Source organism: Thalassolituus sp. UBA3500 (genome assembly GCF_002377545.1).
In the GTDB taxonomy this organism is placed as follows: Bacteria; Pseudomonadota; Gammaproteobacteria; order Pseudomonadales; family Oceanobacteraceae; genus Thalassolituus.
The window spans coordinates 181,825-207,843 of record NZ_DFQB01000024.1; the positions used below are offsets into that span (position 1 = coordinate 181,825).

At 49.8% G+C, this 26,019-nt stretch carries 24 protein-coding genes; 9 read left to right on the top strand and 15 right to left on the bottom strand.

Features of this window, described 5'->3' with window-relative positions; translation table 11 throughout:
• Window positions 1-65: 65 nt before the first annotated feature.
• Both B2R29_RS05895 and B2R29_RS05900 read right to left on the bottom strand, forming a co-directional pair.
• Window positions 66-1,424, bottom strand: a complete 1,359-nt coding sequence (locus tag B2R29_RS05895) for a hypothetical protein (RefSeq protein WP_301180207.1) — start codon at window positions 1,422-1,424, stop codon at window positions 66-68.
• Window positions 1,425-2,855 (bottom strand): rhomboid family intramembrane serine protease, encoded by a 1,431-nt coding sequence (locus tag B2R29_RS05900; protein WP_301180208.1) that lies wholly within the window; start codon window positions 2,853-2,855, stop codon window positions 1,425-1,427.
• A 182-nt stretch (window positions 2,856-3,037) separates the two neighbouring features.
• Here B2R29_RS05900 and sufT point away from each other — a divergent pair, with 182 nt between their 5' ends.
• Together sufT and B2R29_RS05910 are read left to right on the top strand one after the other, a co-directional pair.
• The gene (gene sufT, locus B2R29_RS05905; protein WP_301180209.1) at window positions 3,038-3,571 is read left to right on the top strand and encodes a putative Fe-S cluster assembly protein SufT; all 534 of its coding nucleotides are present in this window, start codon (window positions 3,038-3,040) and stop codon (window positions 3,569-3,571) included.
• Window positions 3,572-3,713: 142 nt separating this feature from the next.
• Window positions 3,714-4,973, top strand: coding sequence for an alanine racemase (locus B2R29_RS05910; protein ID WP_301180210.1), 1,260 nt, complete (start codon window positions 3,714-3,716; stop codon window positions 4,971-4,973).
• Here the strand turns inward: B2R29_RS05910 and B2R29_RS05915 are convergent.
• On the bottom strand, window positions 4,968-6,959 hold the full coding sequence (locus tag B2R29_RS05915; protein ID WP_301180211.1) for a methyl-accepting chemotaxis protein: 1,992 nt from the start codon (window positions 6,957-6,959) through the stop codon (window positions 4,968-4,970). The genes B2R29_RS05910 and B2R29_RS05915 overlap by 6 nt on opposite strands.
• A 170-nt stretch (window positions 6,960-7,129) precedes the next feature.
• Here B2R29_RS05915 and B2R29_RS05920 point away from each other — a divergent pair, with 170 nt between their 5' ends.
• Both B2R29_RS05920 and dapD read left to right on the top strand, forming a co-directional pair.
• Window positions 7,130-7,492, top strand: a complete 363-nt coding sequence (locus B2R29_RS05920) for an ArsC family reductase (RefSeq protein ID WP_301180212.1) — start codon at window positions 7,130-7,132, stop codon at window positions 7,490-7,492.
• A 31-nt stretch (window positions 7,493-7,523) separates the two neighbouring features.
• Complete coding sequence (gene dapD, locus B2R29_RS05925; RefSeq protein ID WP_301180213.1) at window positions 7,524-8,552, top strand: 2,3,4,5-tetrahydropyridine-2,6-dicarboxylate N-succinyltransferase; 1,029 nt, start codon at window positions 7,524-7,526, stop codon at window positions 8,550-8,552.
• Window positions 8,553-8,650: 98 nt separating this feature from the next.
• Here the strand turns inward: dapD and B2R29_RS05930 are convergent, their stop codons facing one another.
• Window positions 8,651-8,932 (bottom strand): hypothetical protein, encoded by a 282-nt coding sequence (locus B2R29_RS05930; RefSeq protein WP_301180214.1) that lies wholly within the window; start codon window positions 8,930-8,932, stop codon window positions 8,651-8,653.
• A gap of 25 nt (window positions 8,933-8,957) precedes the next feature.
• Between B2R29_RS05930 and nth the strand changes: the two genes are divergently transcribed.
• The 3 genes from nth (at window position 8,958) to B2R29_RS05945 (ending at window position 12,024) form a co-directional block, all read left to right on the top strand.
• The gene (gene nth / locus B2R29_RS05935) at window positions 8,958-9,593 is read left to right on the top strand and encodes an endonuclease III (protein ID WP_301180215.1); all 636 of its coding nucleotides are present in this window, start codon (window positions 8,958-8,960) and stop codon (window positions 9,591-9,593) included.
• Window positions 9,594-9,647: 54 nt separating this feature from the next.
• Entirely contained in the window at window positions 9,648-10,052 is a 405-nt protein-coding gene (gene gloA, locus B2R29_RS05940; RefSeq protein WP_301180216.1) for a lactoylglutathione lyase, read from the top strand.
• Between the two features lie 112 nt (window positions 10,053-10,164).
• On the top strand, window positions 10,165-12,024 hold the full coding sequence (locus tag B2R29_RS05945) for a methyl-accepting chemotaxis protein (RefSeq protein ID WP_301180217.1): 1,860 nt from the start codon (window positions 10,165-10,167) through the stop codon (window positions 12,022-12,024).
• Window positions 12,025-12,098: 74 nt separating this feature from the next.
• On the opposite strand, the gene B2R29_RS05950 is transcribed toward B2R29_RS05945, so the two are convergent.
• From B2R29_RS05950 to B2R29_RS05970, 5 genes are all read right to left on the bottom strand, one after another.
• Complete coding sequence (locus tag B2R29_RS05950) at window positions 12,099-12,629, bottom strand: cytochrome b (protein ID WP_301180218.1); 531 nt, start codon at window positions 12,627-12,629, stop codon at window positions 12,099-12,101.
• Between the two features lie 123 nt (window positions 12,630-12,752).
• Entirely contained in the window at window positions 12,753-13,868 is a 1,116-nt protein-coding gene (locus B2R29_RS05955; protein WP_301180219.1) for an ATP-NAD kinase family protein, read from the bottom strand.
• A gap of 1 nt (window position 13,869) precedes the next feature.
• Window positions 13,870-14,892: a phospholipase A gene (locus B2R29_RS05960; protein WP_301180220.1), complete on the bottom strand. Its 1,023-nt coding sequence runs from the start codon at window positions 14,890-14,892 to the stop codon at window positions 13,870-13,872.
• Between the two features lie 69 nt (window positions 14,893-14,961).
• Complete coding sequence (locus tag B2R29_RS05965; RefSeq protein WP_301180221.1) at window positions 14,962-15,408, bottom strand: hypothetical protein; 447 nt, start codon at window positions 15,406-15,408, stop codon at window positions 14,962-14,964.
• A 140-nt stretch (window positions 15,409-15,548) separates the two neighbouring features.
• Window positions 15,549-16,322: a ferredoxin--NADP reductase gene (locus tag B2R29_RS05970; protein ID WP_301180222.1), complete on the bottom strand. Its 774-nt coding sequence runs from the start codon at window positions 16,320-16,322 to the stop codon at window positions 15,549-15,551.
• 147 nt (window positions 16,323-16,469) lie between these two features.
• Here B2R29_RS05970 and B2R29_RS05975 point away from each other — a divergent pair, with 147 nt between their 5' ends.
• Together B2R29_RS05975 and B2R29_RS05980 are read left to right on the top strand one after the other, a co-directional pair.
• Window positions 16,470-17,354 (top strand): LysR family transcriptional regulator, encoded by an 885-nt coding sequence (locus tag B2R29_RS05975; RefSeq protein WP_301180223.1) that lies wholly within the window; start codon window positions 16,470-16,472, stop codon window positions 17,352-17,354.
• 62 nt (window positions 17,355-17,416) lie between these two features.
• Window positions 17,417-18,019, top strand: a complete 603-nt coding sequence (locus B2R29_RS05980) for a response regulator transcription factor (RefSeq protein ID WP_301180224.1) — start codon at window positions 17,417-17,419, stop codon at window positions 18,017-18,019.
• Window positions 18,020-18,059: 40 nt separating this feature from the next.
• Here B2R29_RS05980 and B2R29_RS05985 read toward each other — a convergent pair whose 3' ends face one another.
• The 6 genes from B2R29_RS05985 to B2R29_RS06010 form a co-directional block, all read right to left on the bottom strand.
• On the bottom strand, window positions 18,060-19,823 hold the full coding sequence (locus B2R29_RS05985; protein WP_301180225.1) for an ATP-binding response regulator: 1,764 nt from the start codon (window positions 19,821-19,823) through the stop codon (window positions 18,060-18,062).
• An 84-nt stretch (window positions 19,824-19,907) separates the two neighbouring features.
• Complete coding sequence (locus tag B2R29_RS05990; RefSeq protein WP_301180226.1) at window positions 19,908-21,149, bottom strand: hypothetical protein; 1,242 nt, start codon at window positions 21,147-21,149, stop codon at window positions 19,908-19,910.
• An 86-nt stretch (window positions 21,150-21,235) separates the two neighbouring features.
• Complete coding sequence (locus tag B2R29_RS05995; protein ID WP_301180227.1) at window positions 21,236-22,510, bottom strand: hypothetical protein; 1,275 nt, start codon at window positions 22,508-22,510, stop codon at window positions 21,236-21,238.
• A gap of 191 nt (window positions 22,511-22,701) precedes the next feature.
• Complete coding sequence (locus B2R29_RS06000; protein WP_301180228.1) at window positions 22,702-24,006, bottom strand: hypothetical protein; 1,305 nt, start codon at window positions 24,004-24,006, stop codon at window positions 22,702-22,704.
• A 148-nt stretch (window positions 24,007-24,154) separates the two neighbouring features.
• Window positions 24,155-24,919, bottom strand: a complete 765-nt coding sequence (locus tag B2R29_RS06005) for a sulfite exporter TauE/SafE family protein (RefSeq protein ID WP_301180229.1) — start codon at window positions 24,917-24,919, stop codon at window positions 24,155-24,157.
• A gap of 30 nt (window positions 24,920-24,949) precedes the next feature.
• Window positions 24,950-26,019: amidase family protein (locus tag B2R29_RS06010; RefSeq protein ID WP_301180230.1), on the bottom strand; the 1,070-nt coding region annotated here is incomplete at its 5' end.

Here is a 26,019-nt window from a genome sequence, read left to right on the forward strand (position 1 = left end):
TAACCCATCTGAGCAATGGAGACAGACGAGCTACGCTAATAGTTCAAGGCTGGCAGACTTAGTCTCTATATGCTTCCTACTGACACATTGCGCTTTAATCGAATCAAATACTGATCACAGGAGCGTACCATGCTGTCCCGCCCAAGAGCCTCAAGAGCTTCCCTCAGTAAGGTATAAGCGTCAACAAGCAGCTGGTTGTCTGAGCATTCCTGATGCATTCCATTGATAAGTCGAACAACAGCTGGGTAATCTCCAAACGAAGCGTAATCCTTTGCTAATGTAAATCGCACTTCGCTGCCTGTCGGTTTAAAGTCAGTAATAACACTACGAACCTGATTATAGATTCGCTTAAGTTGTACCTGCTGCCCTTTGTGGAGCTTATAACTCATGTACTCATCGGCGAACTCAAGAAGACTTTCTTTATTACCGGTAGCCATTAAGAACTCAAAGTATTCATCGTTCAGCGACATGTCCTGCCCATTACGATCGAGCGTCTTCTGATAGAGCCGGTTAACGGCTTCGTAATCACCTTCTTTGACCAGCACGCTGATTTTAGCCCGGCTACGCTCTACTTCACTGCGATAAACTGGCGCATCACCTGTCTGTGCCCGTGCGTAGAAACCAAGCTTTTCCTGATACTGAAAAACCACGTAACCGAGCAGATGAAAGATCACCACCATATAGAAATTGGAGATAACCGACTGCAAAATCATGCTGGCCCACTCAAAGCCCGAGAAAACCATATAGGAAAGCAGGCCAACGGAAGAGCTCATCAGCAGAAGCAGGCCTATCAGAATACCGTACGGCAAGCCGACAGCACCGACGATACGTAATATATTCTGCGGAGCAAACGAAGCCAGTACCCGATCAGTTAATGCAAAGTTAATCAGAAATGCCGGAATACTCAGCACCACAAACGCCCCAAGAAGCCCGGTAATACCGGCTCCCAGATAATGGTATGAGCCAACTCCCCCGGCAGTAATCAGAATGATGAGCCCGATCATTTTAAAGATAATAATGATGCCTCCAGAGAAGGCTTCACTCAGGCCGGGGGGAGACATGTTTCCAGAAGCCGTTTCTTCCAGGCATTGAAAACTGTACTTAGTAAGAATACCCGCAGAAATCAGACCTGCCACCGCACCAACGATTGGCATAAAGAACAGAACGCCACTGATCGCAGACAGGATAATGATCAGAGTCATTACCGGCACGGTCAGTGGATAGCGGAAGGTCTCAGAAAGACGTTCCCAGAACGGTTCAGCGGTATAGGCAGACCCTAATGACTCAAGTGTCGCACCACATTTACAGCAATAACGATCGTCACCTCTTTCAGATTCCTGCGTACAGGTATCACATACCTGACAATCACAATGCGTGCAGTACCAGGTAGCGGCTTCAGTCGGATGATATTTGCAGTATTTCATTTATGCCCCCAGCGCCAGTTGCTCAGCGACATTGATATAGTATTTCTGTTTATCTGCGCGGTTCTGCCGACTGTGTGCTTTGGCCAGGCTGGTAGCCACACGGCTTAATTCAGATGGCTTTGCGTTGCGCTTTTTCAGTAAAGAAAATATCTCCTCGGAGAAACTGAGATCCTCTAAGTGAGAGAAATTGGAGCCGCATACCGCCAATGTTTCAGAATCAATATGCTTCAGGTATGGGCGCACATCTGCCCATATATCCCGCTGGCGGATTAACTCGTCATCAGAGGTACTTTCATAACTCAGTACTTTCTTGAGGCTGGCCAACCAGGTTTTATTTTTGCGCAGTTTCAGCAGGTTGTATTGCAGTAACAGCAGCTCGAACTCCTCACCATAAGTCGCGATCGCTTGCTCTATACGATGTTGAGCGGTATCGAACCGATACTTTTCAATGGCGGCATATATCTCAGCAAGCTGTTGACGATAAGGTTCTGTGTCGTCTTCAGGTGTTTCTATGTATTCAAACTTAAGCAGTTCGGGACGCACAAAGGCTAACGCGCCAACCGACAATGCACCAGCAACAAACCCACCAGCGTGCGCCATAAATGCCACATTACTATCTGGGTCTGTGTAGAAGCTGATGAGTTCCTTGCCTATATATACAGGCAGTAAAATCATCGCTGGTGCTCGGAAATAACCGACAATCAGATAGAACCAGTAAAAGAAGCGAATGCTCTGCCATCGATAGATGATCAAATACATTGCCATGACCGCTGACAATGAACCCGAGGCGCCCACCAAAGGCTGCTCTGAACTGAAATCTACAGCCGCGTGCGACAACCCGGCAACAATTCCGCCAAGCAGGTACAGCCCGAGAAAAGGCAGGTGCCCGAGTACGGCCTCAACAACAAAACCACAGATCATAAGAAACATCATATTCCCCATGAGGTGCATAAAATCACCGTGGAGGAACTGATACATAAACAGATCAATCACTGACAGGTCATTTGGTTTTACACCGAAACGCACACTACTGATGCTATCTATCTGATCATTAATCTCGGAGCGCCGATCAACCCATTCATAATAGAAGCTCGGATAAAACAACGAAGGGCCATTTGCCTCAAGGTAACGATAGAAACCGCGATCTGTCACCACCGCTGTCGCTACCGGAAAGATCATGTCATCGTCGTGGTACGTACGCAGCTCTTCGAGCTGCTCTATCTCGCCCAGCTCTTCGAGATAGGTCTGATAGTGCGGCCATTCGTCTTCAAAATAACCCGACTCGTTATAGGCAGTCAGAGCTTTGATATAGCGCTCTGTATCACCACTCTGATACAGAAAGAACAAGAGGATGTTGAATAATATGATGCCTATCAGAACGACTGGCGGATGGTTCCAGTTCAGGCGTCGCTCAACAGGAAGGATAATCATGTGATAGCAGTCCTTGTCGCTTATGGAGGGTTTCCAGCCCACCAACGTTAAACTCCGTCAGCTTAAACTGCTTCCCGACGCCGGACAACTATGCGGCGACAGATTCTGAGCGGTGAGAAGGTGAATAAACTGGCGCTAATCCTGTTAGAATACGCGCTTTCTTCACATCACAGGTTGAGTCCATGTCTATTGAACGTCGAATGGTGGTTGCCAACGATAATTGTCCTGCTCGCATGGTGCCGTCTGGCACGCCGACGACAATCAGCGCAGGCACCTTCGTCACCATCAATCAGGCGCTGGGTGGCAACTATACCGTCACTGTTAACGGCAACATGATGCGCGTTGATGGCACGGATGCAGCGGCATTGGGCCTTGAGTCAGAAACCATCGCCTTTGATGATCCTGGTGACGGCAAGGTGCACAAAGAACAGATCGAACAGGCGCTGCGCACTATCTTTGACCCCGAGATTCCGATCAACCTTCTGGACCTGGGACTGATCTACGGCGTCGATATCAACGACAATGCGGTTCACATTCGTATGACTCTGACGGCACCTACGTGTGGCATGGGCCCGGTTCTGATTTCTGACGTGAAATACCGTGTCGCGAAAGTCCCTAATGTCACTTCTGTCGAAGTTGAACTGGTTTTCGATCCCCCATGGAGCCGCGACATGATGACCGAAGAAGCACAGCTTGAGGCAGGATTGTTCTTCTGATTCTCTGACCAGTCGTTCGCAGTAAACTGGCTATTTCAGCAGTGGCCGGATATGATGTTACCTGATTGGCAACATTGCCAATGCATCAGTAATAATAAAAATAAAGTGATAGTAATAAGCGGCCGTCCGGCCCAGGCGAATAATGAACGACTTGTATTTTACGGCGCTGACCGAGGCCCTACATGAGGCCGAGATCTGCACACCGACTCTGGTGCTGGATAAGGAACGTCTGGATCGAAACATTGACCACCTTATCGACGTACTGAATAAAGGGTTCGACTATCGCCTTGTCACCAAGTCATTGCCGTCGATTCCGCTGCTCCAGTACATCATGCGGCGCACCGGCAGTCAGCGCCTGATGTGCTTTCACTTGCCATTTCTGTTGCAGATTGTGAATCAGATTCCGTCCGCAGACATCCTGATGGGCAAGCCGCTTCCTATCCGTGCCGCTCGCCATTTTTATAACTGGCATGAGAAACAAACAAGCAGCATGTGCTTCTCGCCAGACCTACAGTTGCAGTGGCTCATCGATAGCCCCCGCCGACTTGCTCAATACGATCAGTTTGCCCGCGACAACAACCTCACTATGAGGGTAAGCCTGGAAATCGACGTCGGTATGCACCGGGGAGGCTTCCGTAACAGTAGCGAGTTCATTGCAGCCTTACAGATTATTCAGAGCTCTGAACACCTGATGCTGACCGGATTGATGGGGTACGAAGCTCATATTCCACATATTCCTGGGATTCTGGGTGGCGCCCGGCGAGCGTTTGCCGACGCCCGGGGCCGATACAGCAATTTCCTTCAGGCTGTAGAAAGTGAGCTGGGCAAAGAGGCACTTGAAGATCTCACGCTAAACACTGGTGGCAGCTCAACCTACGCCATGTACACCGATAATAGTTTTGTATCGGAAATAGCCGCAGGTTCGGCACTGGTCAAACCGAAAAACTACGACGTCGACACACTGGAGCATCATATTGCCGCCGCTTATATTGCTGCCCCAGTACTGAAAAAGGTCGACCGACCAGAAATCCCGTTATCTCCTGCACTGTCAGCGATCCTGCGCTGGACCGGCTTTCTTCCAGCCAAAGGGGCATTTATTTATGGCGGCAACTGGCTTGCTAAGCCCGTTTACCCTCGCGAAACAGAGCAGGTACACCTTCATGGTCGCTCCAGCAATCAAGAACTGTACGGTTTCCCCAAAGATACCATGATTGATGAAGATGACTTTATTTTCTTAAGGCCAACTCAGAGCGAGTCTGTATTCCGCCAGTTTGGTCATATGGCTATCTATGAAAACGGTAAGATTACCGACTGGTGGTCAGTGTTCCAGGAAGAACATAACGAGGGAAATTCGGCCGACTCTCTGCTTGAGTCGGCTCAAAAACGCAGCTACCGCCTATAACGAGAATCTCTCGGCCTGATCCTGTAAGGTGCGCGCCAGTGTGCGCTGCTCTTCTGCGGTTTTGCGCATAAAGTTTCCGGTAGCCGCGGTATGTCGGGAGATATTAAATATATTCTTCGCCCGCATCGATACTTCGCCGTTGGTCTGCACTTGCTCTTCTGCAGCCGCGGCGATCTGATCAGACATATCACGGATACCTGCAACGGCATCCCGTATCAGAGACAATTCCTGACTCAGAGTTCCAGACAGAGAGACAGCGCCGGTAACAACATCTTTCGAGCCCTCAACCGCTTTAAACGCTTCCTGGGTTTGCGACTGAAACTGACTGACAATCTGCTCAATCTCATACGTTGATTCCTGCGTTCTCTGAGCCAGGCTGCGAACCTCATCTGCCACCACAGCAAAGCCACGCCCCTGCTCACCAGCGCGCGCGGCTTCAATAGCAGCGTTAAGCGCCAACAGGTTGGTTTGCTCGGCGATCGCCTTGATTACACTGAGCACGCTACCGATCGACTCGCTACGACCATGCAATTCCCGAATCACGCCAGCAACAGACGTCATGGTTTCATCCAGGCTAGCGATCTTGCCGACACTTTCTTGCACAACACCGACGCTTTTCCCTATCGTCGTATCAGCGGAGTCAGTTTGTTCAGACATGTTATGAATATTGACCGCAATATCCCGCGCGGCTATCTCAAGCTGCCCGACCGATTCAACCACTGAGCCGGTTTCCGTTTGTTGTTGAGCCATTCCTTTCGTGCTGAGCGAAATGGTCGCATGATTCTGAATTGCGATCAGCGTCAGTTGCTTTGAGGTGCTGTCGATAGAGCGGATCATATCTGCAATCTGCGCCTGCATACTATTGAATGCCCGCGCTGCCTCACCGAGTTCATCGTCAGTGTGCACGACGGCTGGTATATCAAGTTGCAGGTTGTCAGAAACCCGTTTCAGACCTTGTACCACTTCTCTGATCTGATTAACCAACATAGCGACAATCAGCCACACCAACAGGATGGATACCGCAATAACAGAAATCGCGATCGTGAGCATACCGAAGAACTCACTCTGAGCCAGTACACCGCCCGTTTTCGCATTGCTAATGAGGGCAGATGACAGGGTGTCTTCAATCTCTTTAAGTTTATTAATACGGGCTGTAGATGCCGCAAACCAGTCAGGCGCCTTGACGCCAAAGCCACCCGTCGTTGATTTGCTGTCAGCGATACGCCGATATTGCTCCACGGCGGCAACCTCTTCCGTTGCGTTAAAACGCTCCCAAAGCGCTGCGCCGGCATCATCGGTAAATGCTGCAAACTCGCGGAAGTGGCTCTCTTGCTCAGACACCAGCCGCACGAACCTTGGATACAGAGCTCCATTAAACTGGTCAGCGCCAAATGCATTACTCAGCACCGCGCGCTCGATACCTGCGCGCTCTTTACCTTGCAGGAATGAATAGTATGCAGACAGACTGAGAGTGGCCTTAGCGTCTTCAGAGTAGTGAGCAGCCTGTGCAGGAACACTCAGAAGGTGGGCAATGGTTCCGGTGTAGAACTTAAGCACTTCGCCGAGCTCAACCGTTTGATCGGTGACCGACTTTCGCACGGAAGTAAGGCGCTCCAAACGTTCTTCAGCCGCAGCAATCTCTTGCTGAACGCCCGGATAATCAACTAATGAGTGCTCACGCAGGTAAGCCTCCCACTCTCCACGACGAGTATCTACCAACTGGCGCTGCTTGATGATCGCCTGAGCAAATGATTTACCCCCACTGCCCAGATAACCTGCAGACATGCCCCGCTCTTTCTGCATTTCATGTGCAAGATTACTATTGAGCTGGGTCAAGGTTACCAGCACTTCGATATGGCTGAAGCTTGTAATACGTGCGCTCATCGACTGCAATAAACGTACGTCGGTGACAACCAGCGCCGCCAGCAGTGGGCCTATCAGTAGCAATAGTTTTGCGCGAATGCTCAGGCTTTTGATTAACGACATGACCCACCTCCTCTTTGGCTTTAAGACTAGCCTCACACCAACGCTCTGCAAGTAAGCCCTGACGCTATAAAAGCACTGTGAACAATTTTGGTAATCAGGTTGGCCCGGCAAAGCACAGCACCTGCTGATCCAGCCTGCCCATTCTGGTATCATCCGCACCGATTCAGAATATGAACAAGGGATACCCCGTGCTGACGATTTACGGCATCAAAAACTGCGACACCATGAAGAAAGCCTTCAAATGGCTCGCTGACGCAGGCATTGAGTACCACTTTCATGACTATAAGAAAGAAGGTGTGCCGGCAGAGAAGCTGGATGCATGGCTGGATGAGCTTGGCTGGGAGGCAGTAATCAACCGTCGTGGCACGACCTGGCGCAAGCTTGACGAAAGCACCCGTGAAGCGATGGACAACGCCACGGCGAGAGCAGTCATCCTCGACAACCCTTCTATCATTAAACGTCCACTGCTGGATACCGGCAGCGAGCGTGTGCTTGGCTTCAATGCTGACGACTACGAAGCTCGCCTGAAATAACAACATTTAAACGACTACTTGAGGAATACTCATGACCACATTCGCAATCGCCATTGGTGTTGGTACTCACAACAGTAAAGGTGAATGGCTGGAGGTTTTTTACCAGAAGCCTCTGCTGAACCCGGCTGACGGTATCGTCGAAGCCGCCCGCTCTGCACTTGGCTACACCGGCGGCAACGAAGCAATTAGCGTGAACTCAGACCAGCTGAGCACCTTTGCTTCTGCCGTTGAAGGCGCCGACAGCGAGCAGGCAAAGCTTGCACGCGCATGTACCGAAAGCAAGCGCCCTGTGGTTGTGACCATTCTGGAATCTGACGACCAGGCGTCATCGACACCTGAGGTCTACCTCAAGCTTCACCTGCTTTCTCATCGTCTGGTTAAGCCTCACGGCGTAAACCTGGCAGGCATCTTCGGTCTGCTGCCAAACGTTGCATGGACTAACAAAGGCGCTATTGACCTGAATGAACTGGCTGATGCTCAGCTGCAGGCGCGTATTGAAGGTGAGCTACTGCCAGTGAACAGCGTTGATAAGTTCCCGCGTATGACGGATTACGTAGTACCTGCTGGCGTACGTATCGCTCACACTGCTCGCGTTCGTCTCGGCGCGTACATCGGTGAAGGCACGACCATCATGCATGAAGGTTTTGTTAACTTTAATGCGGGTACCATGGGTGTTTCTATGGTTGAAGGCCGTATCTCTGCGGGTGTTGTTGTGGGAGATGGCTCTGACCTCGGCGGTGGCTGCTCGACCATGGGCACTCTGTCAGGCGGTGGTAACATCATTATTTCTGTAGGCGAGAAGTGTCTGCTGGGCGCAAATGCAGGTATTGGTATCCCTCTGGGTGACCGCTGCACCGTCGAAGCGGGTCTTTACGTGACTGCGGGCACTAAAATCCAGGTGCTTGATGATCAGAAAAACATCGTTGAGACTGTAAAAGGTCGTGACCTGGCAGGTAAATCAGACCTGCTCTTCCGTCGTGATTCGATCACCGGCGCGGTTCAGTGCGTTACCAACAAGAGCGCTATTGCTCTGAATGAAGAGCTTCACGCGAACAACTGATTCCGCGAGCTTGCTCTACTGTCCGGCCGGGCTCGGCCCGTCCGGATAATCTCTCTTTTTTCGCTTAGTCCCTGTTTTCAGCCCTAACGTAACCAGTGTTACTGCACTGTAATCACTGAACGTATATTTTGTGTATTTGCACAAAATCGCCTTTCGTTACCCATTTTACTGACTAACCTATAAATACCGGCCAGCGAGACACTATTCCAAAACGCGGTTGGGAACACCACGTCGATAAGATGTAGCGAATAGGCAAAGCTGGCGACAATAAAAATAACAGCCGCTGAATAACGAGAAGTAAGCCTGTCGATCACCACTAAGCCCTGCTCTCTCCCCGGAGGTAGGGCTTTTTCCTTTCTGTTCGTTTCAACTGTTATCATGGTCACACAACCTGATGTGATGACTATGAACAAAGACAAACGTATCGAAATTTTCACCCGGCTCAGAAACGAGAACCCGAATCCCGAAACTGAGCTCGAGTACACCTCTCCGTATGAATTACTTGTCGCTGTCACCCTATCAGCACAGGCAACCGACGTAAGTGTTAATAAGGCGACGCGAAAGCTTTTTCCTGTGGCCAATACCCCCGCTCAGATCCTCGCGCTAGGTGAAGAGGGACTGAAGGACTACATTAAGACCATCGGTCTCTTTAACAGCAAAGCGAAGAACGTGGTCAAAATGGCTGAGCTTCTGCTGGAGCGCCACGGAGGTGAAGTGCCACAAACACGGGACGAACTCGTCGCTCTGCCCGGTGTCGGACGCAAGACAGCCAACGTGGTACTGAACACAGCTTTCCGGCAGCCGGCAATGGCCGTCGACACCCATATATTCCGGGTATCCAACCGAACTAAGATTGCACCGGGTAAAAACGTGGATGAAGTCGAGGCACGACTGATGCGACTGGTTCCGAAAGAATTTCTGATGGATGCCCATCACTGGCTGATTCTACACGGTCGCTACACCTGCATTGCGCGCAAGCCAAAGTGCGGTTCGTGCATCATCGAAGACCTGTGTGAATTCAAACAAAAGACATCTGACTGACAGAAGTAACCTGGCCCGAGACAGCTTGGGGTACCTGGATAAAGGAGATAGATAATGAGAATACTGCACACCATGCTGCGAGTTGGCGATCTCGATCGCTCAATAAACTTCTATACAGACGTAATGGGTATGCAGTTGTTGCGTAAAAGCGACAACGAGCAGTACCGCTATACCCTGGCTTTCGTAGGTTACCAACCAGAGAAAGAAGGCGCGGTTCTCGAACTGACATATAACTGGGACGAGTCAGAATATGACTTGGGAACAGGCTACGGCCACATCGCAATTGAAGTCGATGATGCCGCTGATACCTGCGACGCTATACGCAACGCCGGCGGAACAGTCACCCGCGAAGCTGGCCCGGTAAAAGGCGGTAGCACGGTTATTGCTTTTGTTCAGGATCCGGACGGCTACAAAATCGAACTTATCCAGAAAAAGCAGCCAATTCCTATTGAGCTCTGATGCCGAATGGTAATTGACTCAGATACGCGACTGAACTGACACCCCGGTCAAAAAACGAGCAGCCTTTCGGGCCACTGCTACACTGAATGCAAGTCAGTATGAGGTAGTAGCAATGTTCAACCATTTATCGATAAAGGCGAAGCACAACCTGATCGTCGCGGCGACCCTTGCCGGGCTGATTCTGCTTGGCCTGATCACCAGTGTGCAACTCACCTCGATAGAACATCTGGGTGAAGTGCGCCAGGATATCGCTGACGTAGAGAACGGAGTCCTGACGCTCAGACGGCATGAAAAGGATTTTCTGGCGAGACTGGATCCTTCCTACCTTGATAAACATGCCAGTACAGCCGCTACTCTCTCAGACAGCCTTACCAGATTAAGAGCAGATATGAATGCCCTGGATATGGAGACCTCTGCCGTCGACAGCCTCAGGCAATCATTGGATGGCTATATCTCGTCTTTTAACACCCTCGCCGCTCTGCGAACCGAAGCCGGCCTGACGCCTGAGACCGGCCTGTACGGTAGCCTGCGTGATGCAGTGCACCAGGTCGAAGAGTCGTTGAAAACAGGGAATGACTACGAGTTGTTGTACCAGATGCTCATGCTCCGTCGCCATGAAAAAGACCTTATGCTGCGCCTCGATGCTAAGTACATTGATCGTTTTACTAACCGGATCAATGACACAATGCCCATGCTACGAGAGCGTGGTTTTAATGCATCTGTGCCACTCATGGAAAAGTACAAAGCCGATTTTCTGGCACTGTCAGATAAGCTGAAAGCCATTGGCCTGACTGCAGATTCGGGCGTATCAGGTGAAATGCGTCAGTCTGTCAGTGAGTCAGAGGACGGGCTTGAAGTCATGGCAACGGCGGCAAAAAGCGAGACAAGTAGCCTGCTGAGTGCTACCTATCAGGCGCTCTTTATTACGTTTGCTATGATTATTGCCATCATGATCGCGATCACCAAATTGATCTCGAACAGTATCTGCAAACCAGTGATCAATATCACCGAACGAATTCAGCACATATCCAAAGACCTGGACCTGTCTCAGACACTGGCTCATGGTTCATCCGATGAACTGGGCAAAATGTCATCGTCTTTTAACCACCTGATCAACAGTCTGCGAGAGACCATCGATCAGGTATTGAAATCATCCAGTACAGTAGATGAAGCTGCAGTCGCCCTTCGCTCCATCACAGCCTCACTGAACAATGTGACCGACGAACAGGAGCAGGAGCTTCAGAGCGCAGTGACCTGTATTGATGAAATGTCTCAAACAGTGCATCAGGTCGCACGTAACGCCTCAGATGCAGCTGATGCAGTGACCTCGGTCGGAAAAGACATTAAGGAAGGCAAGAAAATTGCGGACGAAGCGCGGGATGCAATTCAGGGCTTAAGCAACGACATTACCAATACGTCCGCTGCAGCCCAGCAACTCCAAAAGGACAGCGAAAGCATCGCGGAAATTCTCGGTGTGATTAATGGCATCGCTGAGCAGACAAACCTCCTCGCCCTGAATGCGGCGATTGAGGCAGCGCGGGCGGGAGAACAGGGCCGTGGTTTCGCGGTGGTTGCTGACGAAGTGCGTACCCTTGCCAGCCGGACTCAGGAATCCACAGAGTCTATACGCAGTACGCTGGAGCAGTTCCGGGCAGGCACGACCCAGGTGGTAGAAACAGTCGAGCGCTCTCAGGCGCAGTCGACATTCGGCATCGAGAAAACCACTGAATCAGCCGCTATTCTGGACCGTATTTCGGAGGTCATGCTCAGTATTAATGATGTTAATACTCAGGTCGCGACCGCCGCCGAACAGCAAAGCCAGGTCGCAGCAGAGATCAGCCAGAATATCCACAAGATAAATGGGCTGACTCAACAATGTAGCGAAGAAGCATCAAAAGCTGAGCATGAAGGCAATGTACTGAGTGGGCTGTCAAAAGAGCTGGCTCAGAAATTAAGCCGTTTTACGCTCTAGAAGGGGTAGTCATAACGCCTGCCAATATCAGAAGAATGAGCTTCGCTGATACTGGCAGGCTGGGTAAACAAAGATCAGTCGCGAATCATACGACGCAGCGTATCGTCACGACGGATAAAATGGTGATAAAGAGCGCCAAGTACGTGCAGCGCAATTAATGCCATCAGAACTTTAGAAACAATGCCGTGCATCAATCCGGCAATCTGGTTGACCTGTTCATTTTCACCGATCAGCATAGGAATCTCCCACCCGAACATTGCTACGGGATAACCAGCAGACTGACTCATTACAATCCCACTCACAGGCATCAGAAGCATTGAAAGGTACAACAGACCTTTTACTGCACTGGCAGCTATCAACGTACTTTTAGGCACGCCATCAACCGGCCTGACCGGGTTGATGATACGTAGCGGAATGCGCAGAAAGAAAAGCAGGAGAGCCAATACTCCTACTGATTTGTGCAGCGACATCAGCTCAAATTTGTCGGGTCCATTTTCCATATTCTCCAGCAGCGTTCCCACGACGAGAAGCCCTATAATGATAATAGCCATCAACCAGTGGATCATTTTGGTTGCCGGGCTATAGTACTTTCCACCTTTCCGCATTGTTATTTCATTTCCTGTTTCTGGTTTTGGCCAGCGACTGGCCCTCTCTCATCGGGTGCTATATTGTCACCCCGGCGAAGACCTGACAATGTCATCACGCTTTCTTTCTGCGATCAGGCTGTATCAGGCCAACGGATAGACGACTTCATCGTGGTAGCCAGTGATAACGGACTGAGTACCAGACCAGCGCCGGTCAAGCTCTGCGTCACCGCTATCCATCACCAGAGGTCGCCCTTCCAGCCCTACCAGCTTTGTTTTTGTGGTAACAACACGCAGATTCTCTTTCCCCAGAGCCGTAAGAATACGCGGGCTGAATTGCTGATTTCCGCGCCCGAAAATATGCCCCTGCCCTCCCATAACACTGATGACAGCATAAGCTTCTTTGTATTCTTGCAATAGCGACCAGATATCTGACTCGGTCAGATCGCTAGCGATGACCTGCTCATCAACAACGGCATCAACGCCCAGCAGGGTGGATTCGAGATGCAGCTCATCAAGAACCGCTTGGGTGGTTTTTCCAGAGCCAACCAGATAAAGAACACCAGGCTCCATTTCTTCAATGATATGGGCGGCTATGTCAGCGAGTACCAGTTCTTCAGATTCTGTACCGCCCTGCTTCACCGATTGAACAAAGTGACCGCTCTGAACCACACGCATTTCACCATACTGCCGGGCACGTACCTGATTCTGTCGAAACGCGTCTTCATCAAGATCACGCACTTCGGCATCACGGATGTCGACAAGCTGACCCTGAACCAGACGCAGGAGTACCTCACCACTCGCAGTTGGCGAAATACCATACACCCCAGAGTGAATCTTAACGCCGGCAGGAATGCCAAGAACGGGAATACGATCAGCAATGACGCTGCAGATATCGCGAGCAGTACCATCTCCACCTGCAAACACCAGAACGTCCGGGCGCTGCTGGGCGATCAGCCCGGCAGCAGCCATGGTATCTTCGGCAGTACTTGGCTGCTGCGGTTGAAAATCAATAACGTCATACTCAAAACCCAGCTCATCCAGCACATTCTGTCCCATATCGCCGGAGCAGGAAAGAAACCGGAGCTGCTGAGAAACAGGAAGCAGTATTTCAAGCGCCACCTTTGCCCGTTCTGCCGCGCGCCTGGTTGCTCCGCGACGGAAGGCCTCTTCAACAATACTCTGCCCGTCGCTGCCTTTTAGCCCCACCGCGCCACCGATACCAGCAAACGGATTGATCAGTAATCCCAGTGTCAGCATGTCAGAACCAGTCGGTTAACTTAATTCCGATACCGAACCGTTCCTGATACCGGTCGTAGTCGATAAGGCTTTCACCATAACCGTTAAAATATTGTGCATAGCCTTTGATTTTCTTCGTCAGCGGGAAGCTGTAGCCCAACTCAACAGCCCCCCGATTTTCAGAAAAATCCATATTATTGCGAACCATAATGGAGAACTGATGCTTTTCCATTAATTTTACGTAACGCAACTCACCATAACCGAGATAATCATCTATATCGGGATTATCGTTATCTTTAGGATCCTGGGGATCAGCTTCTTTGCCTTCAGGAATGCGCCACCACACCTTCGGACTGAGTACACCACTGCCTAAGATAAATGCCGTCTCGGCGATGATCCTATTCCAACTACGTGATAGCGTACTGGTCTGACCGTTCGACTGGTGATTCAAAGAAAGACGAACATAATCCACGATTTTATCTTTCAGCATCCAGCTCACCATCAGTTCAGGCTCATGATTACTCTCGCGAAAAGGTCGGGAAATATCACTGTTGTACACCTGCCAGAATGAGCGGTTGGTATAACCCAACTCGATACGGCTGAAGTTGCCCAGTACATCCTCAGCGATAATGTATTTAAGGCTCAGCTGTACGATAGCCTCAAGATGATCATAACCGTCCTCGAGAGGCACATTCTCATCGGCGTATTGGTTTAGTGCCCTCTCAAGCTCATCATTACTGGGTCTGGCCTGCCACGTTAAAGGGAGGAAATAGTTGGGCCTGTGCGGTAGCAGTACATAGGGGTTCTCTGAGGCAAGCATTTCAGTACGTACTTTATCGATTAACGTCGGTAGGTTTTTCGCTTCATCGGGGAATTCATCTTCCGAAACGACCTGAACTTCCATGGTCTCTGTTTTAATACCGGCTGGAATATCCTCACGAACGATAGGCTCCCTATCTAGCTCGGGGGCTGGCGTTTCAGCAGAGTGTACAGGGAACGCACAAGCAGCAATGCACGCCACGAGAGCGCTTCTGAAAATGATCATAGTCGGAGCCTTCAGGTCGGGTAATCTTTCAACAGCAAAGATTACCATGAATCGCCTGAATGCGCCTGATCAGGCCACGTGAGCAGCCTCAAGGAATGGCGTTCGTACAGCCTGAAATTCATTTTTACAGTGAGGACAGGTACGCGTGTCACGCGACAATATTTTGTTATGAAGGTGGAATAGCTGGCTGTCTTTCTCCCAGCAATAAGAACAGTATGGCTGGCCAAACGGGCGTCCATCCAGTGTTTTGTAATAACCATCCCCCCGTCGCTTGAGGTTGCCTCGATAGACGATCGCCTCGTGCATACGGATTAACTCTGCGTCTTTTTCTTCAATCACATCCTGAAGCAGGGACAGCTCCATTTTTGCCTCAGACACTGAAGCCGTCAGGTCGGCGAGTAATCGTTTAAGATCACTTTTTTCAAGCAGGTAACCCGATTGACGGATCGCTCTGGCTACATCTTTCGCCCCTTCGAGGGTGTCCATCACAGCTTCAACAGTACCGTGCACTGGCATAGTCAATCTCCCGACAGATTTCACTAAAAAAGCGCCGCTTTTCCGACACTTCTTACAATATGAAAACTATGCAGCAGATTTAGTGCCAGTTCAGGCAGTCTCCTGTCATGGACTGTCCCGAGCAAGAGGCTTCTGGCCGCTTATTTTTCAACGAAGGCACGCTCAATCACGTAGTGGCCTGCCTGTCCGCCACGAGCTTCTTTAAAGCCCAGATCATCCAGCATGCCAGTCAGCTCATCGAGCATGGCTGGGCTACCGCAAAGCATGAAACGATCGTTTTCGGGATCAAGATCCTGCAGACCAATGTCTGATGTCAGCTTACCGCTGCGCAACAGATCCGTTAAACGCCCGGTGTTACGGTACTCTTCACGGGTAACCGTCGGGTAGTAGATCAACTTTTCACGAACGATATCACCGAAGTATTCGTTGTTTGGCAGCTCGTTCTCGATCCGATCCTGATACGCAAGCTCGGACACATAGCGCACACCGTGAGTAAGAATGACCTTGTCGTACTGCTCGTACACATCCAGATCTTTGATGATGCTCATGAACGGCGCCAGTCCGGTGCCAGTGCTCAACAGATACAGATTCTTGCCTGGCAACAGGCTGTCAGTAATGAGCGTCCCCACTGGTTTGGTACCGACCAGAATCTCGTCACCGACCGCCAGCTTCTGCAGATGTTTGGTCAAGGGGCCGTCCTGCACCTTGATCGAAAAGAATTCCATCTCCTCTTCGTAGTTGGCGCTGGCAATGCTGTAGGCACGCAGCAACGGCTTATCCTCTACTTCCAGCCCGATCATGGTGAAATGGCCGTTCTTGAAACGCAGGCCCTGATTGCGGGTCGTAGTGAAGCTGAACAGTGTGTCGTTCCAGTGATGGACGCTGGTGACTGTTTCACGAATCAGGTTGCTCATAATGGCGACTCCGTTGTTTTAAGATCGTATAGAGCGATTTGCTCAAAGAATGATCACAGGTTACGCCTATTATTAAATTCGATAAAACAACTTATTTTGATATAATCAATCGAATATACCGATCATAGTATTCCGGGGCTGAAACCAATGAGATACACACTGCGCCAACTGGAGGTTTTCCTCGCGATAGCCCAGGCCGGCAACCTGACCCGTGCAGCAACTGAATTGAGCATGTCTCAGAGTGCGGCGAGTAGTGCACTGAAAGACCTCGAAACCCAATTCGACGTGCTGTTGTTCGACCGGGTCGGCAAAAGACTGCAGCTGAGTGACCGGGGAAAACAGTTGCGACCTGCAGCAGAACGGCTCATGGGCATGGCCGACGATCTGGAGCAAAGCCTGCTCAACAATGCCGACGCTGGCCCACTGAATATCGGTGCGACACTATCTATCGGTAATTACCTGGCGGTACAAATGGTCGCAGAGTATATGAGTCTCCACCCTGATGCCCCGATTACACTTGACGTTGAAAACACCGAGCATATCGCCGAGCGGGTTCTGAATTTTGAGTTGGACGTGGGCATGATTGAAGGCGAATTCCAGCACCCTCATCTGGATATCAAGCCTTGGCGCAGTGATGAGCTGACCGTGTTCTGCAGCCCAGAACATGAGTTAGCTCATAGCATGCAAGTCACCGATAGACAGCTGATGGCAGCTTCATGGATTCTGCGTGAAAACGGCTCAGGCACGCGACAGGCATTTAACAGAGCAATGCGTGGTCTGCTTCCAGAGATGAATATCGCATTGGAGTTGCAGCACACTGAGGCAATCAAACGTGCTGTACAGGAAAATCTGGGCGTTGGTTGCCTGTCACTTATGACACTTGAAGATGAACTTCAAAGCGGACGCCTGGTGCGCATTAATACACCTGAGCGAGACCTTCACCGCCGCTTGTATCTGATATTGCACAAACAGAAATACCAGAGTGCAGGTATACAGGCGTGGATGGATATATGCGACAGGTGGTCGTCATAAGACAGTCTGCAGCAAGCCGATTTATGGTAGTCTCAACTGACTTACGCCAGTTGTAGAAACCGATGCTGTTTTATCTTGTCGATGATCATCAAATGTTTGCTGAGGCCCTGAAAAATATCATTGAGGGCTTCGGGTACAACTGTACAGTCAGCGTATTCTCCGATGCTCGCTTTGCTCTCGAAAAGCTTAAGTCGGAAAAACCTGACCTGATCATCCTCGATCTTGAGATGGAAGGCATAGGCGGTACAGACATGCTGAAAATCCTCTCTCAGCATGGTCTCGATATACCTGTTCTGGTTTGTTCAGGTAATCTCACTCCGTTGAATATGGCCGAAATCAAGGAAGCAGGCGCCCGTGGCTTCTTACGAAAGTCAGAAAGTATTGCACAAGTAAAAGAAGCCATCATCGCTGTCGTCGAAGGCGGTTACTATCCCGCTGAGTTTCAGGATATACCGAACGGAAAATCAACAAACGAACATCCGTTGTCTCCCCGACAACAGGCCATACTCACACTGATGAAATCCGGGATGAGCAACGGCGAAATTGCCGATATGTTGTTTCTGAGCCCAAATACCATCAAGACTCACGTCCGGCTTATGTATGACACACTTAATGTCAGTAGCCGCATCGAGTGCCTGAATAAAGCCCGGTCACTCGGACTCTGACGGCTGACCGCTTTAAATATCTTTTATACATTCTGGCTGGTTACGGAAGATCCAGCTGCGTAATGGCCAAAGTAATTTCAGCGTTGCTGACAGGTTTAAACAAAACAGGATACCCACTCGCTTTCAATGCCTGAATTCTTTCCGGTGACGTATTCCCAGTCATGATGATGGCTGGTACAGGTCTGCCGAGATGCGAATTAACCTCTTCAATCATATCGCCGGAAGCAAGATTTCCCGGCAAACGATCATCCGACAAGATCAGCTGTGGGATAAAACGCCCAGATGTCAGAACGTCTCTTAACTGCTGCATATTATGCGCAACTTCAACATCATGACCAGCCGCTACCAGAATCATAGAAAGTGAATCTGTGATCTGAGGTTCATCATCAATAACCAGAATACGAAGAGAAACTTGCGTCTTGGGTGCATGCTCATCAGAAGCATCCATGCTGTCCTCGAAAGCCCGTGGTAAATAGAAACGAAAAGATGTTCCGACGCCAACTTCAGACTCGAACTCAAAAGGAATCGCATGCAATTCGCATAGGCGCTTTACAATTGGCAACCCGAGTCCCATGCCGGCAGTGCCCGTAACGACTTCGGGGCCTGAGTCCAACTGCACGAACTCTTCGAAAACAATGGCTTGCTTTGATTTAGGAATTCCTTGGCCTGTATCTTTTACGCTAAGACAAACACTTCCCCCGGAAGAGTGTGCCGATAAAGTGACCTCACCCTGCTCGGTATAACGTACCGCATTGCCAATCACATTATCGAGTATTTCAATCAGGATGCTTCTATCTGCCGAGACGAGACATGGTTCTCCCTCAACACGCAAATGAATGCCTTTTTCCAGCGCATGCACAGAATGAACAGCCGATATTTCATTGAGAACTTTCTGCACACGAATCGTCTGACGATTCACTTCCAGCACTCCTGCATCGAGCTTTGAAATATCCAGGAGCCTGTCTAATAGATGACTCGCCGAAGACAAGCTTCTGGCCAATTTTTCTGAAGTTTCCTGATTTCGCATATCAGGGTTCGAAAGCATTGCTTCTGCGTACAGGCGAGCAGCCTGCACTGGCTGACGAAGGTCGTGGCTGGCGACAGCAATAAAGCGTGTTTTCGCAGCTGTTCGCTCATCCGCTAATTCCTGCGCATTACGATGCTCGAGACGGAGAATGATCGACTCCATATGAGTTCGATGAATCACGATACTGAACAGCACCAACATCATCCAGGTAAGTGGTGCGATAATCAGGGGCAGTATTTCACCACCAAAATCTACTGACAGAAGGTGCCAGCTGAAGCTGAAAAAAACAGGCGTAAGAAACGTAATATAAATATCGGGATAACACCCCATAGTGACTGATGGCATGGAGGAAGCAACCACCACCAGCAACAACAATGAAAGTATCTGGATCTGACTGGCATCAGGGAAGAACAAAAACGGTGTCAGCGCCCAGAATATTCCCCATATCACAGAAAGGTATAGATTGACCCAGTGCCAGGTCCGAACATAACTTAAAGAGCGGTTTTCATGATCCGAGCGGTAATGCCAACGAATCAGGAGCCAGGAATTAATGGCGACAAAAAGGATACCTGAAAACCAGACCAGCAGTGCGTTCGCTGTCGCCGATGAGTAAAACATCAGGCCGACAATACAGGCAACGATAACCGACCCAACCATTCGGGAGCCGACTTCGGCCATAAAGAGGTTGTGCCTTTCCCACTGCAGGTCTTCCGCCAGAGGGTGTTCCTTAATCGGAGGAAGAAACTCGTTTTTAAGTCTCTTTAGAAGTCCTGCCAATGCGATTACTCCTTAACATCACTGTACTTCTGGCGCCATAAGAGGCCCATAGGGCCTCTTATGAAAGGATACTATCCAGTCTTATCAGCTACCTGGGTGTACCGGCGAGTATACCTCAATGATATTACCGCTATCGGTAGCATCATGACACCAGAGCTTTTGCCCAATACCCTGATCGGATACACCGATCAACACGTCAGAACAGTTTTCTGTCGCCGCATCATCCGACAGCGCCATAGGCTGCTTCAGATTCATATCACGACGATAACCAGCGACTACAATACCTGACGCATCTGAGTCTGACACCATATAGATATGATCGAAATCTGTCGTTGTTGTGCCCGGAATAACAAACATATCTTTCACCAGCATCTGCTGCGCGACGCCCGTTACAAAAGGATCATTCGCCGACCAGTCAACATTACGCACTGTTGCCGGTGATGATGCTGAATTCGCATAACCGAGATTATTTGTTCCCTCTGAGTCATCGTATTGAGCGTAATACACATGATCACCGAAACCTGTAACGCCTGATATATGATCATTGATGTCACCACGAACCACGGTTGTCAGACTATCCATGACAACGGCATCGGTTGCATCAACGTCGACCGTCGTATCTATCGTGATTTCAACTTTCATAATTCGAGGGTAACGGTACTGTGGTGAACCCGACGTGGTCATTGTGTCACCGCCGTAGTACACAGTTGCGCCCATTGCTTCGTTTGTGCCCTGAGTGAATTCAGCAGAGATTCCGCTGCATTCACGCGCTTCAATACTGCCATCAATCAGATCCAACTCCGCTACCTTACCGGTATCGGATACTTTAAAGATGTGAAGACTGACAGCACTGGTATAGCCCGTCGTATCGCTGCCATCCTGACAGGCAACCACATAACTTTCATTATTGTGCGAGATGACATCCATATCCTGAAAGTCACGACGATCCGTCAGGTTATCGATATTCTTGATCTCGCTCAATTCTGTCGCTGGGTAAGTCACTGAGCGAATCGAGAATACGTCGCCGTCCTGTCCTGATACGGGTGCGCCTTTCATCATGGTAATCTCGGGTGTCTCTGAATTTCCGTTAAACCCAAGACCAAGAACACGATCTGTTCCGGCACTCCATGTGGTATCCGACAAAACGACCGGTGTGTCTGTGTTGTCTGTGTTGTCTGTGTTGTCTGTGTTGTCTGTGTTGTCCGAAGGTGTGTTATCAGAAGGTTCCTGAGCGGTGTTTGAAGAGCCGCCAGAGCCGCCTCCGCATGCTACGAGAGAAACACTAAAAGCCAAAAGACTGGTACGAAAAATGAGAGAAGTATTCATAAAGAACCTCTTGAATAGTTAAATGATTTTAGATAAAGATGACCACATCAACTTCACCCTCCCGAGTGAAATTGATGTGAATGTACTTACAGCACAGTCGCTGCTATGGACGGAGCTTCAAATTCAAGCAGGTTGCTCGCATTCGTATTGTCATGACACCAGAGCCTGCCAGTGGCTGCTGGATCACGGAAACCGGTAATAGAACCTGTGCAATGCTGAATATCACCGCTGCTATAGGTCTGCTCTCCGATCTTCTGATCTTGGCCGGCATCCCACTGAATGGCATAAACACCCGTTGTGCCGCTGACCGTATAAATTCGATAGTCGTTGGTGTTTTTCTTCCAGAGATGAATATCCGCAACATCCATAAATCCATTCGTACCAGTGAACTTATTCTGTTGAGTGATCATTAAAGGCTGATTGTAGCTGTCTCCAATAATACGTATTTCATTAGACTGGGACATCTGTGTGTAGCTCGCCACAATGGCTTTATCAGAACTGAAGCCCGCAACCGAGAGATACTCTCCCTGCGCCGTATTCACATAGCTCACCAAAGTTGGAATACCACCAACACGAGTGCCTGGAGCACCATTTTTGTTGTAATCCATGTCGATACGCACAAGAAACTCATAAGCGTTTGAACCATCATTGGACAAAGTCCCCTGACCAATAGCCCACAGCACTAATCCAAAACCCGATGAGGCTGTTGTCACCGAGGCAATGGAGATTTGTCTACAATTGTCTATCGTCCAGGTTTGCAGAGTCCCCTGAACAATCTCTTGATTAAACAGCGGAACCGCTGCCAGGTACGGGCTTGGGTTATTCTCCGAGTAAACCTTTACCATTGCGCGACCGGCAGAGCCCGTATTGTCACAACTCATCAACCAGCGATTTGACGAACCATCAGCTTCGGTATAGCGAACTGATTCGATATCGCGAAGGAATGGTTCGCCATTTGAAGGGTCTGTGGTAACAACAGGGGTAAAGTCACTGGCGTCTACTGTATCTGTAGCGGAAATACCTTTCTCAATCGAGTGAGAAGTCGAGTTATTAAAGGTGGCATAAACAGGCGCGCCTATCTGGACATCGCCGTGCGGCCAGCTCAGTCCTCTCAGAATGGTTGAACCCACGGAATAATCTGCGTCAGAAATAATCAAATCTCGGGTTAAAGTGTTATCTTCGTCCTGGCTCGTGTCCTCTTCACCTCCATCGTTTTGAGAATCATCCAGAACCGGGCCTGTGCCAACATCTGTCAGATCTTCATTACTGCTATCACTGGAATTGCTCCCGGAGCCACCGCCACATCCAGTTAGTAAAAAAGAGAGGAAAGCAACGTTTATAAAAAGCGTTTTATAGTTCACTTTATGAATACCTTTTATTACATATTTAATAGAAAACAAATAGTATTTATTCAGTATTTTTGTTACTTCACCCAAGCGGGTGAAATACAGAAAACTGACAATAGAGGAGTATTAAAAAAGTGAATTTAACTAAAAAAAAGCCCTCATAAAGAGGGCTAAAAGAGATTGGTGAGAAAAAGTGATATCAGTGATTATTTCACTTCTACTTCAGCACCAGCGCCTTCGAGTTCTGCCTTGATCTGCTCAGCTTCTTCTTTACTTACTTCATATGAGCGAGCAGCAACTCTATCAGGAGCTTCGACTACCTCTGACTGCGGTACCGTTGGAGCGGTAAATTCAATCAACGTGCCTTCGTCGGTAGAGTCGTGGCACCACACCGTTGTGCCATTTACAGCCAGCTGATCGACACAGTTTTCATAGTCACCACCCGTCAGCATGACGAACTGCTCACCGGTGAAGTCCGCTCCCGCAAGGCCAGCATCACCGGATACCGCAAGGAGGTTATCGCCGCTATACGCCAGATCGAAAATGGTTGCGCCTTCTTCTGATTCCGAGGTGAATGGGTTGCCATCGTTACCTAATACGATACCCTCCTCACCCAATGCCTCCAAAAGGTATGTGCTGCCTTCAATGGTCATCGTTGTGTAGTAATCTGACTCTTGGCCCACGTCAATAGCAGACAATACGAACTTGTTGTCATCTAATTCATAGAATTCGGTTTCGGTGACTTCATTACTCTCATAGTTGTAGATCAGGCTGGCTTCAAAGACTGCAACGTCGCCAGTGCTATCCTGACCAGTAATGAAGAAATCAACCTCATAGGCTGACGTGCCTTTGCTACTCAAGTCTGAAGCCGATAGACCGCCGAGCGAATGGCAGTCAACCAAGGAGTAGTTACCCTCGATCTCATCGCTAATGTCCAGAGATGCGCTGATGTCTGTACCGGCCAGATAAATTTCGAGGCTTGCTGGCGTGTGAGTTTCTGCTTCAATAGCAACTTTTTCTTCAATGGCAACCGCTTGAGGGCCGACTTCACCGCGCGTCGGGATTTCTCCACCTTCGATCATGCTTGCTTCTTCGTACCCGCAGGTCGCAATCAGAACAGTGTCGATTTCTTCACCTTCCACAGTGCCAGACACAGGCAACGCCAGAACATCACGGTAGTAGTCCTTCTCGAGTGCAACACCCTCGACGGCAGTAAATTCTTTTGTCGCTGCAGGCGCAACCATCAGGGTGTGGGAGACACTGTCGTCAGAGCCAGTTGAACGTTTAAGCGCAACCATGTCGCCGTTGGTCGCATTCTGAGGATAGGTCAGGCCCACCAGCTCATCTGCCCCAGCAGACCATGCTGTATCGGTATACACCGCCAGAGGATCAGGTGTAACGATGTCGTCAGCAGTTTCATCATCACTGGAAGATGACGAACCGCCACCACAGCCAACCAGAGTCATAGAAGTTGCGGCAAGCACCGCCAGTGTTAATTTATTCAGTTCCATTCTGCTCTCCCGAACGTTAGTTTTTGTCAACGCGAGAAGTAGACCAGAACGGTCTTTGGGCTTTCTTCACCCGTTTGGGTGAAAAGAGGTTGGTAAGGCGACTTATAACGGCCATTCTGAACTTATTTACCTTTTACTGACCGTTAGCTCAGCTTACCTGAAGCGAGTGCCACCACATCACTAACAGGCGTACAGCCAGCAGAGTAAGAAACCAGCGATATAGCCACCTGAAGCGCGCTTCAGGCAGCTTCCCTAATAGTTTAAGTCCGGCTTTTGTACCCAGATAGCCCAGCACAATCATGCCTGTCATAATCGGAACCCAAGCAGAAAATGCGAAGCCGATGGCACCAAAGACAATGATTTTAAGAAGATGCTGAATGCTCATTGCCGTCGAGAAAAGTGCTGTATAGTGCCACTTATTGTGAGCATCTTTACTCAGCCAGGCTGATACAAGTGGGCCTGATGCACCAACAAGAAAGCTGGCTAATGTCGTAATTAGCCCGCCGATCGCTAAGCCAACCCGCGTGCGGCCAAGACCAATCATGGGCATAGGTAACCAGGTAATCCAGAGTACGAATAAGGCAATAAACAGAGGAATCAACTGGGTATCGAGACGACCAACCAGCCAGACCCCACCCACGACCGCGATCACGGCGCCAGTGACGAACCAGAACAGACGTTGGCGATCAAGGTACTGGCGGGAAAGATATGCTCTCGATGCGTTAGAGCCTAACTGCACAACACCATGCACCGGCACCAGGGCTAACGGCGGTAAGATACCCGCCATCACAGTGATAAGAAAGGCGCCACCTCCCACTCCCAGCGCCGCTGTTATCAACGAACCGAGAAAGGATGCCGCAAAAAGAAACACGGTGTCCGTGAGGGTCAGGCCGTCAGGTATAAATTCGAGCATGTCCCCTCACAGAGTAACTTAAGTCAGAAGTTAATACCCTTCTGGCTTGATAAAGCCTCGGAGTGACTTCTCAAGCAGCGATGCAAATTTAATCGTTGTTTTATCATGATATTTACGCCCGAGAATCTGTATATTGACCGGTAGTCCGTTCTTTGTAGACCCCACGGGTGCACTGGTTGCAGGAAGCCCCATCAGTGTTGCAGGAGCAATCCACATAAAGATGTCAGTGTAAGGGCCAGGCAAACCATTAACGTGCAATTTACGCTTGTGCATCGCAGGCTTAGGCTGATGCTTAAACGCAGGCACATGAACAACCGGTGTCAGGATCACATCGTACTGATCGAATAACTTATCGGCTTTCTGCGCAATACGCAGGCGCGTCTCGTGCTGCTGCAGCCAATCGGCATGAACCTGAGTCATCCCTTTCAGCAGCTTATCAATATGAGCACTGAGTTTGAGTTTTGCTCCGAATTTTCCTGCGATTTTACCGATCAAAGCCGTTATACCACGCTGAGCCGGTTTCAGAGTTCCGCTGAGCACCGAACCAAGCAGGTTCATGTAAGTAGGAACAAATGTCTCCAACGACATCCCCTCTGGAGCACCGGTTGTGACATCAACGCCCTGAGACTTAAGATGCGCAGCAAGCTCGGTATAGGCAGCCTGTAACTCATCATCAATCGGACTTAACGGGTCCTGCGTCCACAGCAATACTTTATAACCACTCAGGTCTTTTTGAGGCGCTTCGGGGAGAGTCAGCGACCAGGTATTCCCCATGAGTGGCCCCGGTGCAGCCAGAACATCAAGCATGACGTCAAGATCTTCAGCATGACGTGTCATCGGTCCCGGCGTCGAAAGGTCAGGCTCAAGTAGCATACCTGGAGGGCCTGGAATATGACCGCGGCTGGCGATAATGCCGTGCGTAGGTTTGTGACCATAGGTGCCGCAGAAGTGCGATGGCGTTCGGATAGACCCTGCCAGATCGGAGCCCAGTTCAATGGGAGTCAACCCCGCTGCCAAAGCAGCGGCAGCACCACCGGACGAACCGCCCGGAGTGCGACTGGTGTCATGCGGGTTGTTCGTGGTGCCATACACCTTATTGA